The following is a 15,178-nucleotide window of genomic DNA, read 5'->3' as shown; positions in this document are numbered from 1 at the left end:
GTCAGACTGATGGAACCATGGACAGGCGCCGCTCAATGATGCTGCAACGCATGTCGAACTCCGGCAGAACCCAATGGCGCAGGGCTTGTAGCGGCGCTAGCCAACGGGTCGGGTCTGGCGCGCTGGGTGCGGCAGCTTCTATGTGGGCACCTGCCCACCCAAGCAGGGCGGCGGCGGCGGCGCGAAGGTAGTCGTCAGCCACCCAATAGGCGAGGGTGCTATCTTGCGAGCATGCGGTGGCGAGAGATCGGGTGAGGGACGCCAGCGCATCAAGGCGCTGCGAGGCCTCTTGGGCCAAAGCGGTCCCTGCTACCAGTTCGCTACTGAGTTCGTCTTTAAGGTCAGAGATCAGGAGATCAAGGTTCGCGCCGCCATCGTTCAGCACTTTGCGTACCAGCAGGTCTATGGCCTGAATCTCGTTGGTGCCTTCATAGATCATGCTCACACGGGCATCGCGCACGTGTTGCTCGACGCCCCATTCGCGAACGTAACCGTGTCCGCCGAAGACCTGAAGGCAATCGCTGCCACCATGAAACGCCTGGTGTGTGAAGGCCGATTTCAGTATGGGCGTAATCAGTGTGCACCAGCGTTCGGCCCGCTGGCGGCGGTCTGAATCGGTGTGGTGCTTTGCAATGTCGAGTTCGAGTGCTGTGGTGTAGGCGATGACGCGGCCGCAGTCTATCCAGGCACGCTGGGTGTCGAGAATGCGGCGGATGGCGGGATGCTCGGAAATCAGGCTGGTGGTCGACGCCCCAGGCGCACGCATCTGGCGACGTTCTTTCGCGTAGGCGTTAGCCTTTTGCCATGCCGCATCGAGCAAGCCAATGCCCTGCAGTGCAACGTGCAACCGCGCTGCGTTCATCATGACGAACATGGCGGAGAGTCCTTTGCCGGGTGCGCCAACGATCCACCCAGTGGCGTCGTCGAAACGCATGACGCAGGTTGGGCTCCCGTGCAGCCCCATTTTTTCTTCGATCCGCTCACATGCCGCAGCCGAGCGTGTGCCGTCCGGATAGAACTTGGGAACCAGAAAAAGAGACAGGCCCTTGGGCCCGGGGGTGCTCCGGGCTCGCGCGCAAGCACCAGATGGACGATGTTGTCCGTCAGGTCATGCTCGCCCCCGGAAATGAAAATCTTGGTGCCTGAAATTCGGTGTGAACCGTCGGATTGCGGTATGGCGCGCGTGGTGGCCAGGCCCAGGTCGCTACCGGCGTGGGGCTCGGTCAGGCACATGGTGGCCAGCCATTCACCGGTGGCAAGCTTGGAAAGATACTGCGCCTTCAGCTCCGCACTTGCGTTGTGCCTCAGGCACTCATAAGCACCGTGCAACAAACCGGGCGCCATGGTCCAGCCGTGATTGGCGGCTGAGAGGCTCTCATACAGAGCAGCTTCGAGCACGGAAGGCAGGCCTTGCCCGCCGTCCTCGGGGGCGGCGGACAAGGCGGGCCACCCAGCTTGCCAGAATGCCTGATAGGCATCACGGAAGCCGGGCGGCATGGTGACAGCGCCGTCATGCCAGCGCGCACCGGTTTCGTCTCCTACGCGGTTGAGCGGCGCGATCCGGCCACTCACGAACTTGCCCATTTCCTCGAGCAGCTGGCGCATCAGCGCCTCATCTGCTTCGGCCACGGCAGGCAACTCGGCCAGCTTGCTGGCTCCTTGCAGCGCGTCGAAGAGGATGAAGCCGATGTCGGATACGGGTACTTGGTAGTCGTTCATGCGTAGCTTGGAAACCCTGCAGTGGTCCTTATTTCTCGACCTTGAATTCGCCACCCGTCACGCGCATCATCACGCCCGTGTCGGGGGTGTAGCCCCAGTGGTCTTGCGCAGTCCAGTTCAGCACACCGTGGGCCAGCACGACGCGGCCCATGCCTTCGAATGCATCCCGCAGGGCAGCGCGAAACTCTGGCGTGCCGGGTTTGGCTTTCTTGAGGGCGATGGGCAGGGCTTTTTCCAGCACCAGGATCGAATCGTAAGCGTGGCCTGCAAACTGGTTGCGCGAGGCTGGGCCGTAGGCCTTCTCGTACTGCTGCACAAACTTGATGGCTTCTGCTTTGGATGGGTGCGAATCGGGCAACTGTTCTGCCAGAACCGCAGGGCCGGAGACGACGAAGCCGCCTTCCACCGATTTGCCGCCGACGCGCATCAGGTCTCGTGTGGCAGCAGCGTGGGTCTGGTAGATTTTCCCTTTGTAGCCGCGCTCGACCAGCGTCATTTGCGGCATGGCGGCACCTGAACCTGACGCCACCACCAGCATGGCGTCGGGGTTGGCGGAGACCAGCTTGAGGGCTTGACCGGTGACGCTGGTGTCGGCGCGCGCGAAGCGTTCCACTGCCACCATCTTGATGCCGGCTTTTTCGGCCTGCGGCTTGAAGTCGTTGAGCCAGGTTTCGCCGTAGGCGTCGCTGTAGCCCAGGAAGCCAACGGTTTTGATGCCCTGGCGCTTCATGTGCTCAATGACGGCGTGGCCCATGACCGCGTTGGATTGCGGCAGGCGGAACACCCATTTGTCCTTGCCAGGCGGCAGAGCCACCGGCGACCATGAGATTTGCGGTGTGGCTGATTCCTCGGCAACCTGCGCAATGGCTGCGGCAACAGGCGTGGCCACGGACCCCATGATGATGTCCACTTTGTCCTGTGTGACGTAGCGCTTGGCATGTGTCACCCCCGGGGTCGGATCGCTGGCGTCGTCCATGACGATGATGTTCAGCTTCTCGCCCGCGATTTCCTTGGGCCAGAGTTTGACCTGGTTGCCGGCTGGAATGCCCAGGCCAGATGCTGGCCCAGTCAAGGGGGCGATCACGCCGATGGTGATGTCGGCCAGCGCACTGCCGGCAGCCAGTAGCGCGGCAGCGGCCACGAGGGCATGTTTCTTGAAGCGGGTCATGGTTTGTCTCCTTGGGGTTTGGATTGGCTTGGTTTCGAGTGGGTGCGGGGAAAACTGATCCTCGGTTTGCCGAGGGGGTCAGGAACACTTTTCCTTGATGAAATCGGGTACCGGAATGGCCTGCAGGCGACCACCCTCCGGGTGGATGCAGAAAGCGCGTGTTTCCCGGCCTTCGCACAGCAGTTGGTCGCCCTTCATGACTGAATGCTTCTGCACAAAGGTCTTGGCGTTCCAGGTTTCGATACAGGTATGCACGTGGAGCAGGTCACCATAAGTGGCAGGACGCATGAATTTCGTATGAATCTCAAGTAAGGGCGTACCAATGATGCCAGTTGTTTTTTGCAGTTCGCGCCACGGAGGGATGCCGCACTGCATGAAAAAATCCAGCGACGAAGCGTCCATCCACTTGGAAAAATTTGGAAAAAACACAATGCCAGCGGGATCGCAGTCGCCGAACATCACCTTGACGTCATAGATGGTGGTCTTCATGAATTAGTTTGTGCGTTATACGTTGCGCGGTCAATTAAGGAAATTACCGTGGTGCCATGCGCAGGGCGCCGTCCAGACGAATCACCTCGCCATTGAGGTGCCCGTTGGTGACAATGTGGCAAGCCAGTTCGGCGAACTCCTCGGGCTTGCCCAGGCGCGAAGGAAATGGAATGGATGCGGCTAAAGATTGCTGCACGGGCTCGGGCAGGGTGCGCATCAAAGGAGTCGCAAACAGGCCGGGTGCAATGGTGCAGACCCGGATCCCGTGCTGCGCCAGGTCGCGCGCCATGGGCAGAGTCATGCCGACCACGCCACCCTTGGATGCGCTGTATGCCTGTTGCCCCACTTGTCCGTCGAACGCGGCCACGCTGGCGGTAAAAACCATGACGCCGCGCTCACCGTCTTCCATGGGGTCGAGCTTGGCGGCCGCCGCCGCAAAGAGGCGCGCCGCGTTGTAGCTGCCGATCAGGTTCACATTGACGACCTTGGCAAATTCTTCCAGCGGTGCGGGGCTGCCGTCCTTGGCGATGACGCGCTTGGCCGTGCCGATGCCGGCGATTTGCATCAAGATGCGAGCCGGGCCGTGGGCCGCAGCAGCTTCGGCCAATGCGGCCTCCATGCTGGGGCCGTCGCTCACGTCTGCCTGAATGGCTATGCCGCCGATGTCCTGCGCCACTCTTTTGGCGTTGTCCAGATTCAAATCCAGCACGGCAACCTTGGCGCCCAGGCGCGCCAGTTCGCGCGCAGTGGCCTCACCTAGACCCGAGCCACCGCCAGTAACCAGGGCGGCTTTTCCTTCAATTTTCATCAGGTGCTCCTATCTGTGTCAGACTTTGACTCAGGCGACTGCCGGATTTTCCAGCAGCAACGCAATGCCCTGGCCACCTCCGACGCAGGCCGAGGAAATGCCATATTTCAGGCCTGCACGCTGCATTTCACGTGCCACAGTGATCGTCAGGCGAACCCCGGTGGCGGCCAGTGGGTGGCCAAGTGCAATGGCGCCGCCGTTCACGTTCAGCTTGGCCAGATCAAGGCCCAGCTCTCTGCCGACGGCCAGGGTTTGCGCGCCCTGAGCCTCATTGATCTCGAAGCGGCCAATGTCGTCCAGCTTCAGGCCAGTACGCTCCAGCAGCAGGCGAATGGCGGGGGCCGGGCCAATGCCCATGATTTCGGGCGGCACGCCAACAGCGGCGGCGCCCACCACGCGGGCAAGGGCAGGCCGGCCTGAGGCCTTGCGATAATCACCTGACGCCACTACAGCAGCAGCTGCAGCATCTACCAGCGCAGATGAGTTGCCACCCGTCTGAACGCCGCCGTCGAATACGGGCCTCAGTTTGGCCAGTACTTCTGCCGGTGAGATGCGAGGGTGCGTGTCTTGTGCCACTTCGGTCACTTTGCCTTGAAGGCGAATGCCGCGTGGCTTATAGTCATCAATCTCGAATTTCTCGGTGATCACTGGCACGATCTCGCCAGCCAAGAAGCCACTTTGCTGTGCGGCCACCGCGTTGGCGAACGAGACAGAGGCAAACGCATCGACGTCTTCGCGCGTAATGCCGTATTTTTTGGCCAGGTTCTCAGCGGTCTGGATCATATTGATGCCAGCGGCTGGGTCTTTCAGCGCCTCCCACATGTAATCTTTGAAGCCTACCGGGGCGCCAAGCTTGAAGCCGGTACGGTTGTCGAACGACGCGATAGGGTTGCGAGTCATGCTTTCAGTGCCTACTACCAGAGCTGCCTCGCAAGCGCCACCCTGAATGTGTTCGCCTGCCTGCCTGAACAGCTCGAAGCCGGTTCCACAGATTCGCTGCGCCATGATGGCGGGAACTTCAACCGGAACGCCAGCGTAAAGGCCGATGTGACGTGGCAGGAAGAACTGATCGAAGTCACCGGGCGCCATGTTGCCGCAGACGACCGAGCCAATATCGGATGCAGGTACGCCTGCGCGTTTGAGGGCTTCGCGTGCGGCCTTGATGCCCAGATCCGTTGGCGAAATATGGCCCAGCGCTCCGCAGTAGTCGACCATGGGCGTGCGCACGCCGTCGAGCATCCACACGTCGTCGAAGGCGGTGAAGAATCCCTTGCTTTTCATGTTGTTCCTTTAAGTTGACTTTTTCAGGTGTGGCCTACCGGGGTGATCACGATGTATCCCGGGGTTTTCTCATAGAGCGCCTGCACCAGCACGTCGCGCTCTTTCAGTACCGCGCGCTGGTTGATGCTTCCCTTGTCGGTAATCTCGCCCTTGTCTATGGAGGGCGGCTCGGACATCAGCATCAGCCGCGTGACGCGGTTGGCGCTCCCGGTGGCCGTAAGGGAAAGATCGGTGACCAGGCTTTGAAACTTCGCCAGCACACGCTCGTCGGCCAGTACTTGTGCCATCGGCGCGTCGGCTGGGAGGTCCGTCAGTGTGCGCACGGCGGGCGTGGTGAAGACCAGTGCGCCGACCTCCTTGCGGTTCAGCCCGGTCATCACCACATCTTGAATGTAAGGCGCGCCCCCTGCGATCACTCGTGCTCGCAACGGTCCCACGCTCACGAAGGTGCCGGTAGCCAGCTTGAAGTCTTCCGCAATCCGGCCATCAAAACGCAAGCCCGCATGGGGGTTGCTCGGATCGATCCACAGAACAGCGTCGCCTGTGCAAAAGAAGCCCTCTTCATCGAACGCCTCCGCGGTGGACTCGGGTGAGCGCCAGTATCCGGGCGTGATGTTGGGGCCCCGGTAGCGAAGTTCGACCTTGCCACTCGTGGGTACCAGTTTGCATTCCATGCCGGGCGTGGGCAGGCCGAGGTCCCCGGCACGAATGTCGGGCCCTGCGGGGAACAAGCCATAGGGGCTTGATTCGGTCATGCCGAAGCCGCAGGTCATGACAATGCGCTCACCCAGCTCGCGCTCCGCGCTTTGGAAAAGAGAGTCCCATACCGGCTGGGCCAGCGACGCACCTGCATAAAAGAACATCTTCACACGCGAGAGAAAGTTCTTGCGCAATGCGTCGTCGGTTTTCATGGCGTTGGCAATCGCCTCGAACCCGGTCGGGACGTTGAAGTAAAGCGTCGGGGCGATCTCACGCAGGTTGCGCAGCGTTTCGCCCACCAACGCTGGTGTAGGCTTGCCCTCGTCTATATAGAGGGTGCCGCCGTTGTTGAGCACCATGCCCACGTTATGGTTGCCGCCGAAGGTATGGTTCCAGGGGAGCCAGTCGATCAGCACGGGCCGCTCTTGCGTGAGAATCGGCATGGATTGGCGCATTTGCTGCTGGTTGGAGCACCACATGCGGTTGGTATTGATGACCGCCTTCGGCAGTTTGGTCGAGCCGCTGGTGAACAGAAACTTGACAATGGTGTCCGGTCCTGTGGCGGCTTGGGCGGCATCCACGGCAGCGGTGGGCTCGGTGGCCAGCAATTCGGAGAAGGGCGTTGAGGTGCGCCCCTTCAGGTGGGCGTGATCAGCAAGGCGCGAAAGCGAGATTTCGGCGTCTGCAGGCGCCGCGGCTGCAATGGCCGCGCCATAGCGTTCCCCATCCTCTGCCCAGATCAAACCCGGTGTCAGCGTGTTGATGACGTGGCGCAGCTTGCCGTAGTCCTTGCTCACGGTGGAGTAGGCAGGCGATGAGGGCGAAAACGGAATGCCGACGTAGATGCACCCTAGTGCCAGCAAGGCATGATCAATGCCGTTGTCGCTCAGGATGACCACCGGGCGCTCGACCGACAGTCCTCGGTTGAGAAGCGCCTGGCCAATGCGGCGCGCAGCATCCAAAGCCTCGGCGTAGCTGACGCGGCGCCAATCTCCCAGCGCCCCATCAGGCCCGCGCTGACGTTGGGCAACGAACGTTTCATCAGGTGTGGTTTTTGCCCAATGAATGAGGCTGTCCGACATGCGTTCACCAAACGGGCCGAGCGGGGTGTCGGCCGTCAGATACTGAACACCGCCTTCGGCTAGCCTTAAGTTGACGCGGGTCACACCGAAGGTGAGGGGGCGATATTTTGGCGGCGTTTGGTTTGGGTCGGTGTCGGTCATGCTCATGTCTCGTCTTTGTGGGTCACTCTTCAGGAGGCATCCTTTGTCAGGATTTCTGCACCTTGGCTGCCCGCCCTTCGAGGAAGGCGCGCACTCTGTCCTTGGCCTCTGGCGCGGACTGCGCTATGGCTGACATCAGGGCCTCCGTGAAAAACCCATGATCAGCCGGTTGCTCGGCAATGCGTGGCAGGGCGTGGATCAACGAGTAGTTGGTGAGCGGCGCGTTCTGGGCAATTCGGCAGGCCAGTTCAAAGGCTTTATCGAAAGCCTGCCCGGTGGGCACCAGGTATTGCGCAAATCCGAGGCGCTCCCCGTCTTGTGCGTTGTAGACACGGCCAGTGAGCATCATGTCCGTCATGCAGGCGGCACCCACCAGTTTGGGAATTCGCACGGAGCCGCCGCCGCCGACGAAAATGCCGCGAGAGCCTTCGGGCAGTGCATAGAACGTGCTCTCATCGGCCACACGGATATGGGCGGCGCTTGCCAACTCCAGCCCGCCGCCTACCACCGCGCCATGCAGCACGGCCACGACCGGCACCGGACCGTATTGCACGCATTCCAGCGCGGAATGCCACAACCGCGAATGATGCAGGCCCTGGCCTGCGTCGCGCTCCTTCAGTTCAGAAAGATCCAGGCCTGCGCAAAAGTGTTCGCCCTCACCATCGATCACGGCGGCGCGCACGGTGTCAGGCAGGTTCTGAAATGTGTCGCGGATAGCCAGGATGAGGCCATCAGAAAGGGCGTTTCTCTTGGCGCCACGCGTCAGACGCACCACGGCCACTTCTTTGTTCTCGCCACGGATCTCAACGGAAAGACCCTCGTACTTCTTTGTCATGTGTATCTCCAGCAATACGGCGATTATGATTATTTTTAATAATCAAATTCAAGGAGCTGAGGCAGTTTACTTCTAGGGGTTTTCCCCTGGTAACGATTTCCGCAGCTACATACCTCAGCCACCTCCCCGGGCAACTGCAAGGCAGTGGTTGTCATGCAAAAATGACGGGGTGCGCGAACTTTTTCTCTCGCGTGGCAAACAACAAGGAGATCTTCATGAAACGTCAGTTCCTGCTGGCCAGTGCGTTCGCCTGCGCGGCCATCATGGCACCCGCCAGCCTGTGGGCGCAAGCGGGCTTTCCCAGCAAGCCAGTCCGGTTGGTCGTGCCTAATGCACCGGGTGGTGCGGCCGATCTGACGGCGCGCACTGTGGGTGAAAAAATGGCCAAGGGCCTGGGTCAGCCGGTGGTGATTGACAACCGGCCAGGCGCGGGCGGAGTCGTTGCGGGTCAGGCTGTGGCCAACGCCGCTCCAGACGGCTACACCATGCTGCTTATTTCCAGTGGCACGGCTGTCAGCGAGGCCTTGTTCAAGTCGCTGCCATTTGATGCAGCCAAGGATTTCACGCCTGTAGCACCACTGGCCAGCTTCGATTTGGTCATCGTCAGTTCGCCGACTGGCGAGTTCAAGTCGTTGGCTGACATGGTGGCTTGGGCCAAGGCCAACCCCGGTAAGCTCAATATTGGTACACCGGCCATTGGTACCACCCAGAACCTGGCCGCCGAGCTTTTCAAGACTGCTGCAGGCATAGATGCGCAGGTCGTGCCCTTCAAGGGAACGCCCGATGTTATTACTGCTATTCGTGGCGGTCAGATTCAGGCAGGTCTGGATATTCTCAGTCCGCTACTTTCGCAAATCCAGGGCAAAGCGTTGCTGCCGCTGGCAGTCACCGGAGCCAAGCGTTCTCGTGTGCTGCCCGATGTACCTACCGCCCAGGAAGCTGGCGTCAAGAACCTGAATGCTGCTTCATGGAATGGCCTGGCCGTACCCGCAAAAACGCCTCAAGCGGTGGTAGACCGGTTGAACAAGGAAGTCAACGACGCGCTGCGCGACCCTGAAGTTCGCAAGAAGCTGGAGGCGCTCAACCTCGATCCGAACCCCGGCACGCCTGCCGAAGCAGCGGCCCTGCTGAACGGAGACATCAAGCGTTGGGGCGAGGTGATCACAAGAGCCAAGATCGAGCGTCAATGACGCATTGGCCACTTCAAGAGCGAACCGCCTTGACTTGTGTAGGTTGGCGCTGAGCGCCGCGAAGCCCAACAGACAGCGATGCCCATCTCACGCCCCATGTTGGGCATCGCTGCGCTCAGCGCCAACCTACGGCAGCACGCTTAGGAAGGCCTGAGTGAATTGGCGTCGAGGTCTTCAGCTCCCATTCACGGCCAACAGCGGTTGCAACACCCATTGATCATTGGCTGCGCAGCTGACCTGTCCTGCCGCTGGTGGTGCAAAGCTGGCCATGGCCGAGACCAACTGGTGGACGTGCTGCTCCAGCAAGGCTGCGCTGCCCGATGAGTGCTCTGAGCTTGACCCATCCATCACCCGCAGCATCACATCGCCAGCCATGCGCATCGAGCCATCGGCCATCCGCACTTGGGACGTGCCCCACACCAGATTGCCGCTGACCATCTCAGGCGCACCCTCGCGCTGCAAGCTGATCGCCACGATGTCCGTCTGTCCGATCGGTGTGAACTCGCCGTCATCCTGCACCCCGTTAGAGTTCAGATCGCGAAACAGCCCGAAATCTTGCCAGCGCGCATCGTCAGCACTCAGCCAACCATCGCCATTGCTGTCAAACGCCCGCAATCCCTCCAAATCGGTGCTCGCGCCGGGCCAGTCATGAACAAAGCTGATCTCCTCGGGCAGCGAGACGCGCCCATCGCCATTTCGGTCGAGCGCCAGCAAGGCATCTTCGGGCCCCACCCAACCCAGCCGCTCAGGCAGCCCATCACCATCGAGATCCAGCAGCACCGGCTGCTCGCGCGCATCCAGCAGCTGCAGTCCATCGCCCTGCAAATCCACCACTACCGGGGCGAACCAGTCCGGATCTGGTTGTCGCTTGGGCGGCGTCCAGCCAATGGGCTGCTTGTCCTGCTCGCGCACCCGATCCTTCTCGTGGCGGGTATTCACCGTCGCCAGCGAAGCGGCACCTTCTGCGTCCGACACGCGCACCGTGAACGGATCCGCACCCACATAGGGATCGATCAACTCAGCCCGATACTGCCAGGCGCCACTGGCCGCATCGATGCTCGCATGCCCATGCACCGGCGCCGAGGCGATCCCATACTGCAAGGCGCCCGGCGTGTCGATATCGTGAGCCTGCACCCGACCACTGGCCAGCGTCGGGTCTTTGTAGTGGTACAAATCTCCATCCCAGTGCGTCCAGGCCCAGCGGTTGGGCGCGGTGTCGTAAGTCACCGAATCAATGATCGGCGGGTCATTCACCGGCTTAATGTTCAGAAACGCCGTGGCGCTGGCGCTGCCGCCCTTGCCATCGCTGATGGAGTAGCTAAAGCGCGCCTGGCCAAAAAAATCCTGGGCTGGCTCAAAAATCACATGCCCTGGGGCCATGCGCACCACGCCATGGACCGCAGCGCTGACGCCGGTCACACGCAGCACATCGCCGGTACGCGGCGTATCTTCGTCCCAGTCGTTGATGAGCAACTGCTCGAAGGCGATCTCCATGGGGGTATCTTCCAGGCCTGCGAACACATCATCGGTGGCCACTGGATTGTGGTTGACGTGCGGTGCGGCAGGGGTGGCGGCTGCGGGCGGTGCCACGCGAGGCGGCGCCGGTTTGCCCGTATTGCCTGGCAGGACGACCTCCTTGCCACTGCCATCGGGTTGTTCATCGATGCGAATGATCCCCGGCGTGTCCTTGTCTCCAGGCTTGTAGCGCACGCCCCACGTGTCGCCCGTTACCTTGGTGGGCTTCACGGGCTTGGTGGAGCCATCGATCTTCGTGGCGGAAACGCTGCCCTGGCCGAAGTTGATCGCGGCAATGCCCGCCTGGCTCAGGCTCTTGAGTTCGGATTCCGCCACTGGCTGCCCCTGCCCGCTCAAGAGCGGCGCGCCGTCAGCACCCCTTGGCTGGTGCTGCACCTGCCCATCGCCATTGCGATCAAGCCAGACGCGAATGGCCCGAAACGCCGGATCCTGGGCATCCAGTCGGCCGTCGCCATTGGCATCCAGCCAGCGCAGATCGGAGCTGAGCAGCTCCGGTCCGTCCAGCCGGCCATCGGCATTCAGATCAATGCCCAGCAGCGCCTGGTTGCTGCGCACCCACTGGGTCAGCTCCAGAAAGCCATCGCCATCCAGATCCATCAGCACCTGGCGAAGCTCTTGGGCTTCAGGAGCCTCGGCGGTGGTGCCTGCCGGCTCGGGTGCGACCGTGATGGTCAAGGCTTCCACGCTCTGCGTGCCATCGCCATGCTCGGTGGGCTTTTGCCCGAGATCCTTCATGGCGGGTACGGATAAGAGTAACTGGTGCGCTTGCGCGCGCTGCAGGGCGGCTTGATCGCGCAAAGAGGCGATCTTTGGCAGCAGCGCCTTATGGCGCTCGGGCGCCGGGCTGGGGATGACGAGCGGACCCAGATCGGTCTGCAGGCGCTGCTCGATGCGCGGCGCGATGGCATCGGCTTCGAGCTGCAGCGCCCGCACCTGAGCTTCGAGCTGGGCAGCAGTCTGCACCAGCTCGGCATGCCGGGGCATGACCCCTTCGAGCAGCCAGGCCGGCACAATGGCCTCCTGCGCGTGGCGCGCAAAATCCTGTGCAATGTTCTCGCCCGAGCCATCGGCGCGGTTGCCCGCCCCATCATAGAAGCGGGTGACGGTTTCACCACGTGCATCGACCCAGCGCAGCAGCATGCTGGCGCCTTGTCTTTGGTACTGCACGCCGGTGGGGTCATGCCAGTAGCCGACTTCGGGCACGCGGGCGGGGTTGAGGGCAAAATGCGGACGGCCTTCGTCATCGACGATGCGGTCAAGATTCTGTTTGAAAGCCTGAAGCAGCTGGCTCATGGCGCCGTCGGTGACTTGCCCGCCGCCTTCCTGGTCGTGGGAGATGCGGCTGTTCAACTCCCCTTGTGGATCCAGATCGACGTGGCTCCAGCCGGCCACGGTGGGCGGCTGCGGCGCCAGGGCCAGGCTGGCGATGGTGGCGAACACGCCGACGGGGCCGATCCAGGCCATGGCGGCGGGGTTGTTGCCGGCGTACAGGCTCAAGGCGCTGGTGCCGATGGAGATCGGGTTACCGCTGTTGATCGCCAGAGCCAGGTTGAGCCCGGGCAGGAACTGGTTGCCCAGGGTGGCAGAGACGATGCCGGCTGTTTGCGCGGTCTGGGTGAGGGTGTCGACCACTTGCAGGGTGCTGGCCAGGGCGCTAGCGTGGTTACCGGACTCCAGGGCGGTGGCGATGTTCAGAAGGCTCGCGCCGGTGACCAGCGGGGCGGGCAGAGGAATGCTGCCGCCGGAGATGACGCTGATGCCGTTGTAGAAGTTGCCCAGCGCCGCCACGCGCTGCAGATCACTCATGTGGCCCCAGTTGTCGACGCTGGAGAGGAAGGTGTTGAAGGCGTTGATGGCTGACTGGGCAGTGCGGCCTAGATGGGCAGCGTCTACGTCTGGAGAGTTGCCCGGAAGTTCCGTGGAATTGATCGTCTGCGTTTCGAGGTCGACCGGATTTTCCTCTGCAGGCTCGAACACGGAAGGATCTTTAATGTCGGTGAAGTCGATAGTTGGCGCGACATTTTCGTCCGCGTGCCAGCCATATCCTGTAATCGATCCAGCATCGGTTTGCATGCCTCGACCTGCGTCGGCAAATTGGATATCCTCAGCGAGATTCTCAGTCGTATTCTCATTCTCGTTCGGTCGCGCGCCCTGCTGTTCTGAAGTATTGAACTGCTCTTCAATGTTGTCAGTTTGTTTCTCGCAATCGAATTTTTTGGACCAGTAAGGGGTCATTCCCCGCTCATAAACCCTGGGGTCCGCTTGTAAGCCTGAAGCTGTGGTATGGACCATCGCGGCATCTGGATTGAAAATGTAATCGGTGGGAATCTCTGGAACTGGGACGCCCATGCTCATTAAAACTCTTCGCGCATGAGTAAGGTATGCGGCCGATACACCGTTCCGCTCGTACGCCCCCATCAGTGTTGAATGCGCTCCAGGCCAAAAACTCTCCGTGACAGCGGGGTCCGGGTTTTTCGGATTGCTGAACTTCATCGCTCCGAAGAAGTATCGGCCTTCATGTAAGGCATAATCTGCGTGGAGATTTTCGATGTTTTCCGGGAGTCGAGGTAGCCCTAATACACCTGTGGCTACAGGATCTGCCATGATGGCGCTTAGCTTAACGCCAGGTGGTATTAAGTTGCGTGAGTATCTAACTTCCTCAACCCACGTGCCATCAGCATGGCCCGGAACTTCCACTGTATACTCGCTACTAAGGTCTGGAATTCCATTTCTATTAAGTAGTTCTGCAAAGGCGATGACAGCGGCGCAGCCTCGACTGAATCCCATTGCTGTAATATTTATGTCTAGGTTGTCTGGGGATTTCGATGCCCAGTCGTTTGCCTTTTCGACGAGTCGCTGAAATACGTGCAGAGCTTGATTGTTTACTTCTCCAGTAGGAAGAAGTGAGGAGGCAATATATTTGCTAATTAATCCGTTAGATCCAACTCCAGATGCATAAATGCTGGCTACGTTGGGGTTATTGTCTCGGCCAATTAATTCTCCGAGCACTGAAACGCCTGTGTCGCCAACGCTTCCGGAATAATCCGGATTTCCTCGTACATTCCAAGTTCCGTCGAAGGACCCATGGAAATGAAATTTCGATGGGGTTTTGATGGGGAGGGCATCAGCACGATCAAGGTTCTTTGTGACTATTGAATGCTCTTGAAGCGTTAGGGGGCGAGATGTGCCTGGAGGATCAATGCGTTCCGAAGGTTTGATTTGCGATTCTTGATCTGGATAAATCTCGGGCATAGAATATTAGTTTATGCTATTTGTGGTAGTGTTGATATTTATCTTTCTTGGATATATCATGCGAACTAGTTTGGCGCTATATATGTGCCCTTTGAATTTAATTGTATGAAATTGATCTGGATTATGGTAAATCGCGTAAATCTCGGGTTGGTTTAACTCGTTGAAGTGAATTCTTATTTCCGCTCCTTGCATATTAATTGGCAGGGCGCTTTTTATTGGAATGGTCTTTGTGTGTGTTGTTTGGTCTGCTTTGTTGCGCCAAGTGATTTTTATGTTCTCGCCTATTTGGTTGAATCCGTGGCTGAAGTCTCCGAATTCTCTTTTTTCACTTGTGAATGAAGGTCGTCTTCGATCTGAGTATTCCCATGCTAGAAGGGATATGTTCGGGTTGTCGCTTGGGGTGTAGGCTAAGCTGTGGTATGCAGAGAGCGTGGCGCATCCATGTATGCTTCCGAGAAATATTGCCGCTAGAATTATTTTTAAATAGTGTGAATTCATGGATGTCCGTGGTGCTAGTTGATGGGTGTGACGGGCCAATATTTAAATTAATGAGTGGTGTCGTGGATGTCAAAAGGACAGTGGGCACTCCAAGATGAGGAGTCCGGCGTCACAGGGCGGAGGATTTGTAGTGCTGTGTGCAGGATGGTTTTCTCGAGGTGCTCGGTTCGGAAACTTCTTCGCTTGCATTCGCACAAGTGATTCGAGCGTCCGAGAAGGAGGTCCACGACGCGTGTCTTATAAAGAGTATTAAAGTATCAATAAAAATGATAAGTTTAGATATATTATCATTAAAAGATAACAAAAGTACTAGTATAAGCGGATTGAGCGCAGGTTGGGTTGCCCTGCAGCCAGCGCGAGGGCGCCAGTCTGGGGCTCAAGGCGATCCCTGCAGTCGATCGGATGCTTGCTCGGTCGTCAGACAGACGCAGCAGGACGCTCCCGCTGGCTCGCTTCAGAGCCGCGGGTTTCTATTGAGGT

The 15,178-nt window shown here is 59.7% G+C and carries 8 protein-coding genes and 1 pseudogene; 1 reads left to right on the top strand and 8 read right to left on the bottom strand.

Translation table 11 applies throughout. The features are described 5' to 3' along the window. Position 1 precedes the first annotated feature (1 nt). From AAAK34_RS14500 to AAAK34_RS14470, 7 genes and pseudogenes are all read right to left on the bottom strand, one after another. A pseudogene (locus AAAK34_RS14500) lies at positions 2 to 1,719 on the bottom strand (acyl-CoA dehydrogenase family protein). 28 nt (positions 1,720 to 1,747) lie between these two features. Then, entirely contained in the window at positions 1,748 to 2,887 is a 1,140-nt protein-coding gene (locus AAAK34_RS14495) for an ABC transporter substrate-binding protein (RefSeq protein ID WP_231697438.1), read from the bottom strand. A gap of 78 nt (positions 2,888 to 2,965) precedes the next feature. Further along, positions 2,966 to 3,376, bottom strand: coding sequence for an acyl-CoA thioesterase (locus tag AAAK34_RS14490; protein WP_231697437.1), 411 nt, complete (start codon positions 3,374 to 3,376; stop codon positions 2,966 to 2,968). 43 nt (positions 3,377 to 3,419) lie between these two features. After that, complete coding sequence (locus AAAK34_RS14485; protein ID WP_231697436.1) at positions 3,420 to 4,184, bottom strand: SDR family NAD(P)-dependent oxidoreductase; 765 nt, start codon at positions 4,182 to 4,184, stop codon at positions 3,420 to 3,422. A 30-nt stretch (positions 4,185 to 4,214) separates the two neighbouring features. Next, positions 4,215 to 5,465, bottom strand: coding sequence for a thiolase family protein (locus AAAK34_RS14480; protein ID WP_231697435.1), 1,251 nt, complete (start codon positions 5,463 to 5,465; stop codon positions 4,215 to 4,217). Between the two features lie 23 nt (positions 5,466 to 5,488). Next, positions 5,489 to 7,387: a feruloyl-CoA synthase gene (locus AAAK34_RS14475; RefSeq protein ID WP_231697434.1), complete on the bottom strand. Its 1,899-nt coding sequence runs from the start codon at positions 7,385 to 7,387 to the stop codon at positions 5,489 to 5,491. A 46-nt stretch (positions 7,388 to 7,433) separates the two neighbouring features. After that, positions 7,434 to 8,222 (bottom strand): crotonase/enoyl-CoA hydratase family protein, encoded by a 789-nt coding sequence (locus AAAK34_RS14470; protein WP_231697433.1) that lies wholly within the window; start codon positions 8,220 to 8,222, stop codon positions 7,434 to 7,436. A gap of 215 nt (positions 8,223 to 8,437) precedes the next feature. Between AAAK34_RS14470 and AAAK34_RS14465 the strand changes: the two genes are divergently transcribed. Further along, positions 8,438 to 9,412: a tripartite tricarboxylate transporter substrate binding protein gene (locus AAAK34_RS14465; protein ID WP_231697432.1), complete on the top strand. Its 975-nt coding sequence runs from the start codon at positions 8,438 to 8,440 to the stop codon at positions 9,410 to 9,412. Between the two features lie 174 nt (positions 9,413 to 9,586). Here the strand turns inward: AAAK34_RS14465 and AAAK34_RS14460 are convergent, their stop codons facing one another. Further along, positions 9,587 to 13,021 (bottom strand): Ig-like domain-containing protein, encoded by a 3,435-nt coding sequence (locus AAAK34_RS14460; protein WP_431777423.1) that lies wholly within the window; start codon positions 13,019 to 13,021, stop codon positions 9,587 to 9,589. Positions 13,022 to 15,178 lie beyond the last annotated feature (2,157 nt).

It is taken from the genome of Ottowia caeni, from assembly GCF_050821495.1.
In the GTDB taxonomy this organism is placed as follows: domain Bacteria; phylum Pseudomonadota; class Gammaproteobacteria; order Burkholderiales; family Burkholderiaceae_C; genus Ottowia; species Ottowia caeni.
Note: the sequence above shows the minus strand (reverse complement) of the source record. Positions and strands in the feature narration are given on the sequence as shown.

What these genes read in the sequence shown, in the direction of transcription:
- AAAK34_RS14485 (WP_231697436.1), bottom strand. Translation starts at nt 4,184, where the DNA reads ATGAAAATTGAAGGAAAAGCCGCCCTGGTTACTGGCGGTGGCTCGGGT.
- AAAK34_RS14495 (WP_231697438.1), bottom strand. Translation starts at nt 2,887, where the DNA reads ATGACCCGCTTCAAGAAACATGCCCTCGTGGCCGCTGCCGCGCTACTG.
- AAAK34_RS14480 (WP_231697435.1), bottom strand. Translation starts at nt 5,465, where the DNA reads ATGAAAAGCAAGGGATTCTTCACCGCCTTCGACGACGTGTGGATGCTC.
- AAAK34_RS14465 (WP_231697432.1), top strand. Translation starts at nt 8,438, where the DNA reads ATGAAACGTCAGTTCCTGCTGGCCAGTGCGTTCGCCTGCGCGGCCATC.
- AAAK34_RS14475 (WP_231697434.1), bottom strand. Translation starts at nt 7,387, where the DNA reads ATGACCGACACCGACCCAAACCAAACGCCGCCAAAATATCGCCCCCTC.
- AAAK34_RS14470 (WP_231697433.1), bottom strand. Translation starts at nt 8,222, where the DNA reads ATGACAAAGAAGTACGAGGGTCTTTCCGTTGAGATCCGTGGCGAGAAC.
- AAAK34_RS14490 (WP_231697437.1), bottom strand. Translation starts at nt 3,376, where the DNA reads ATGAAGACCACCATCTATGACGTCAAGGTGATGTTCGGCGACTGCGAT.
- AAAK34_RS14460 (WP_431777423.1), bottom strand. Translation starts at nt 13,021, where the DNA reads ATGCAAACCGATGCTGGATCGATTACAGGATATGGCTGGCACGCGGAC.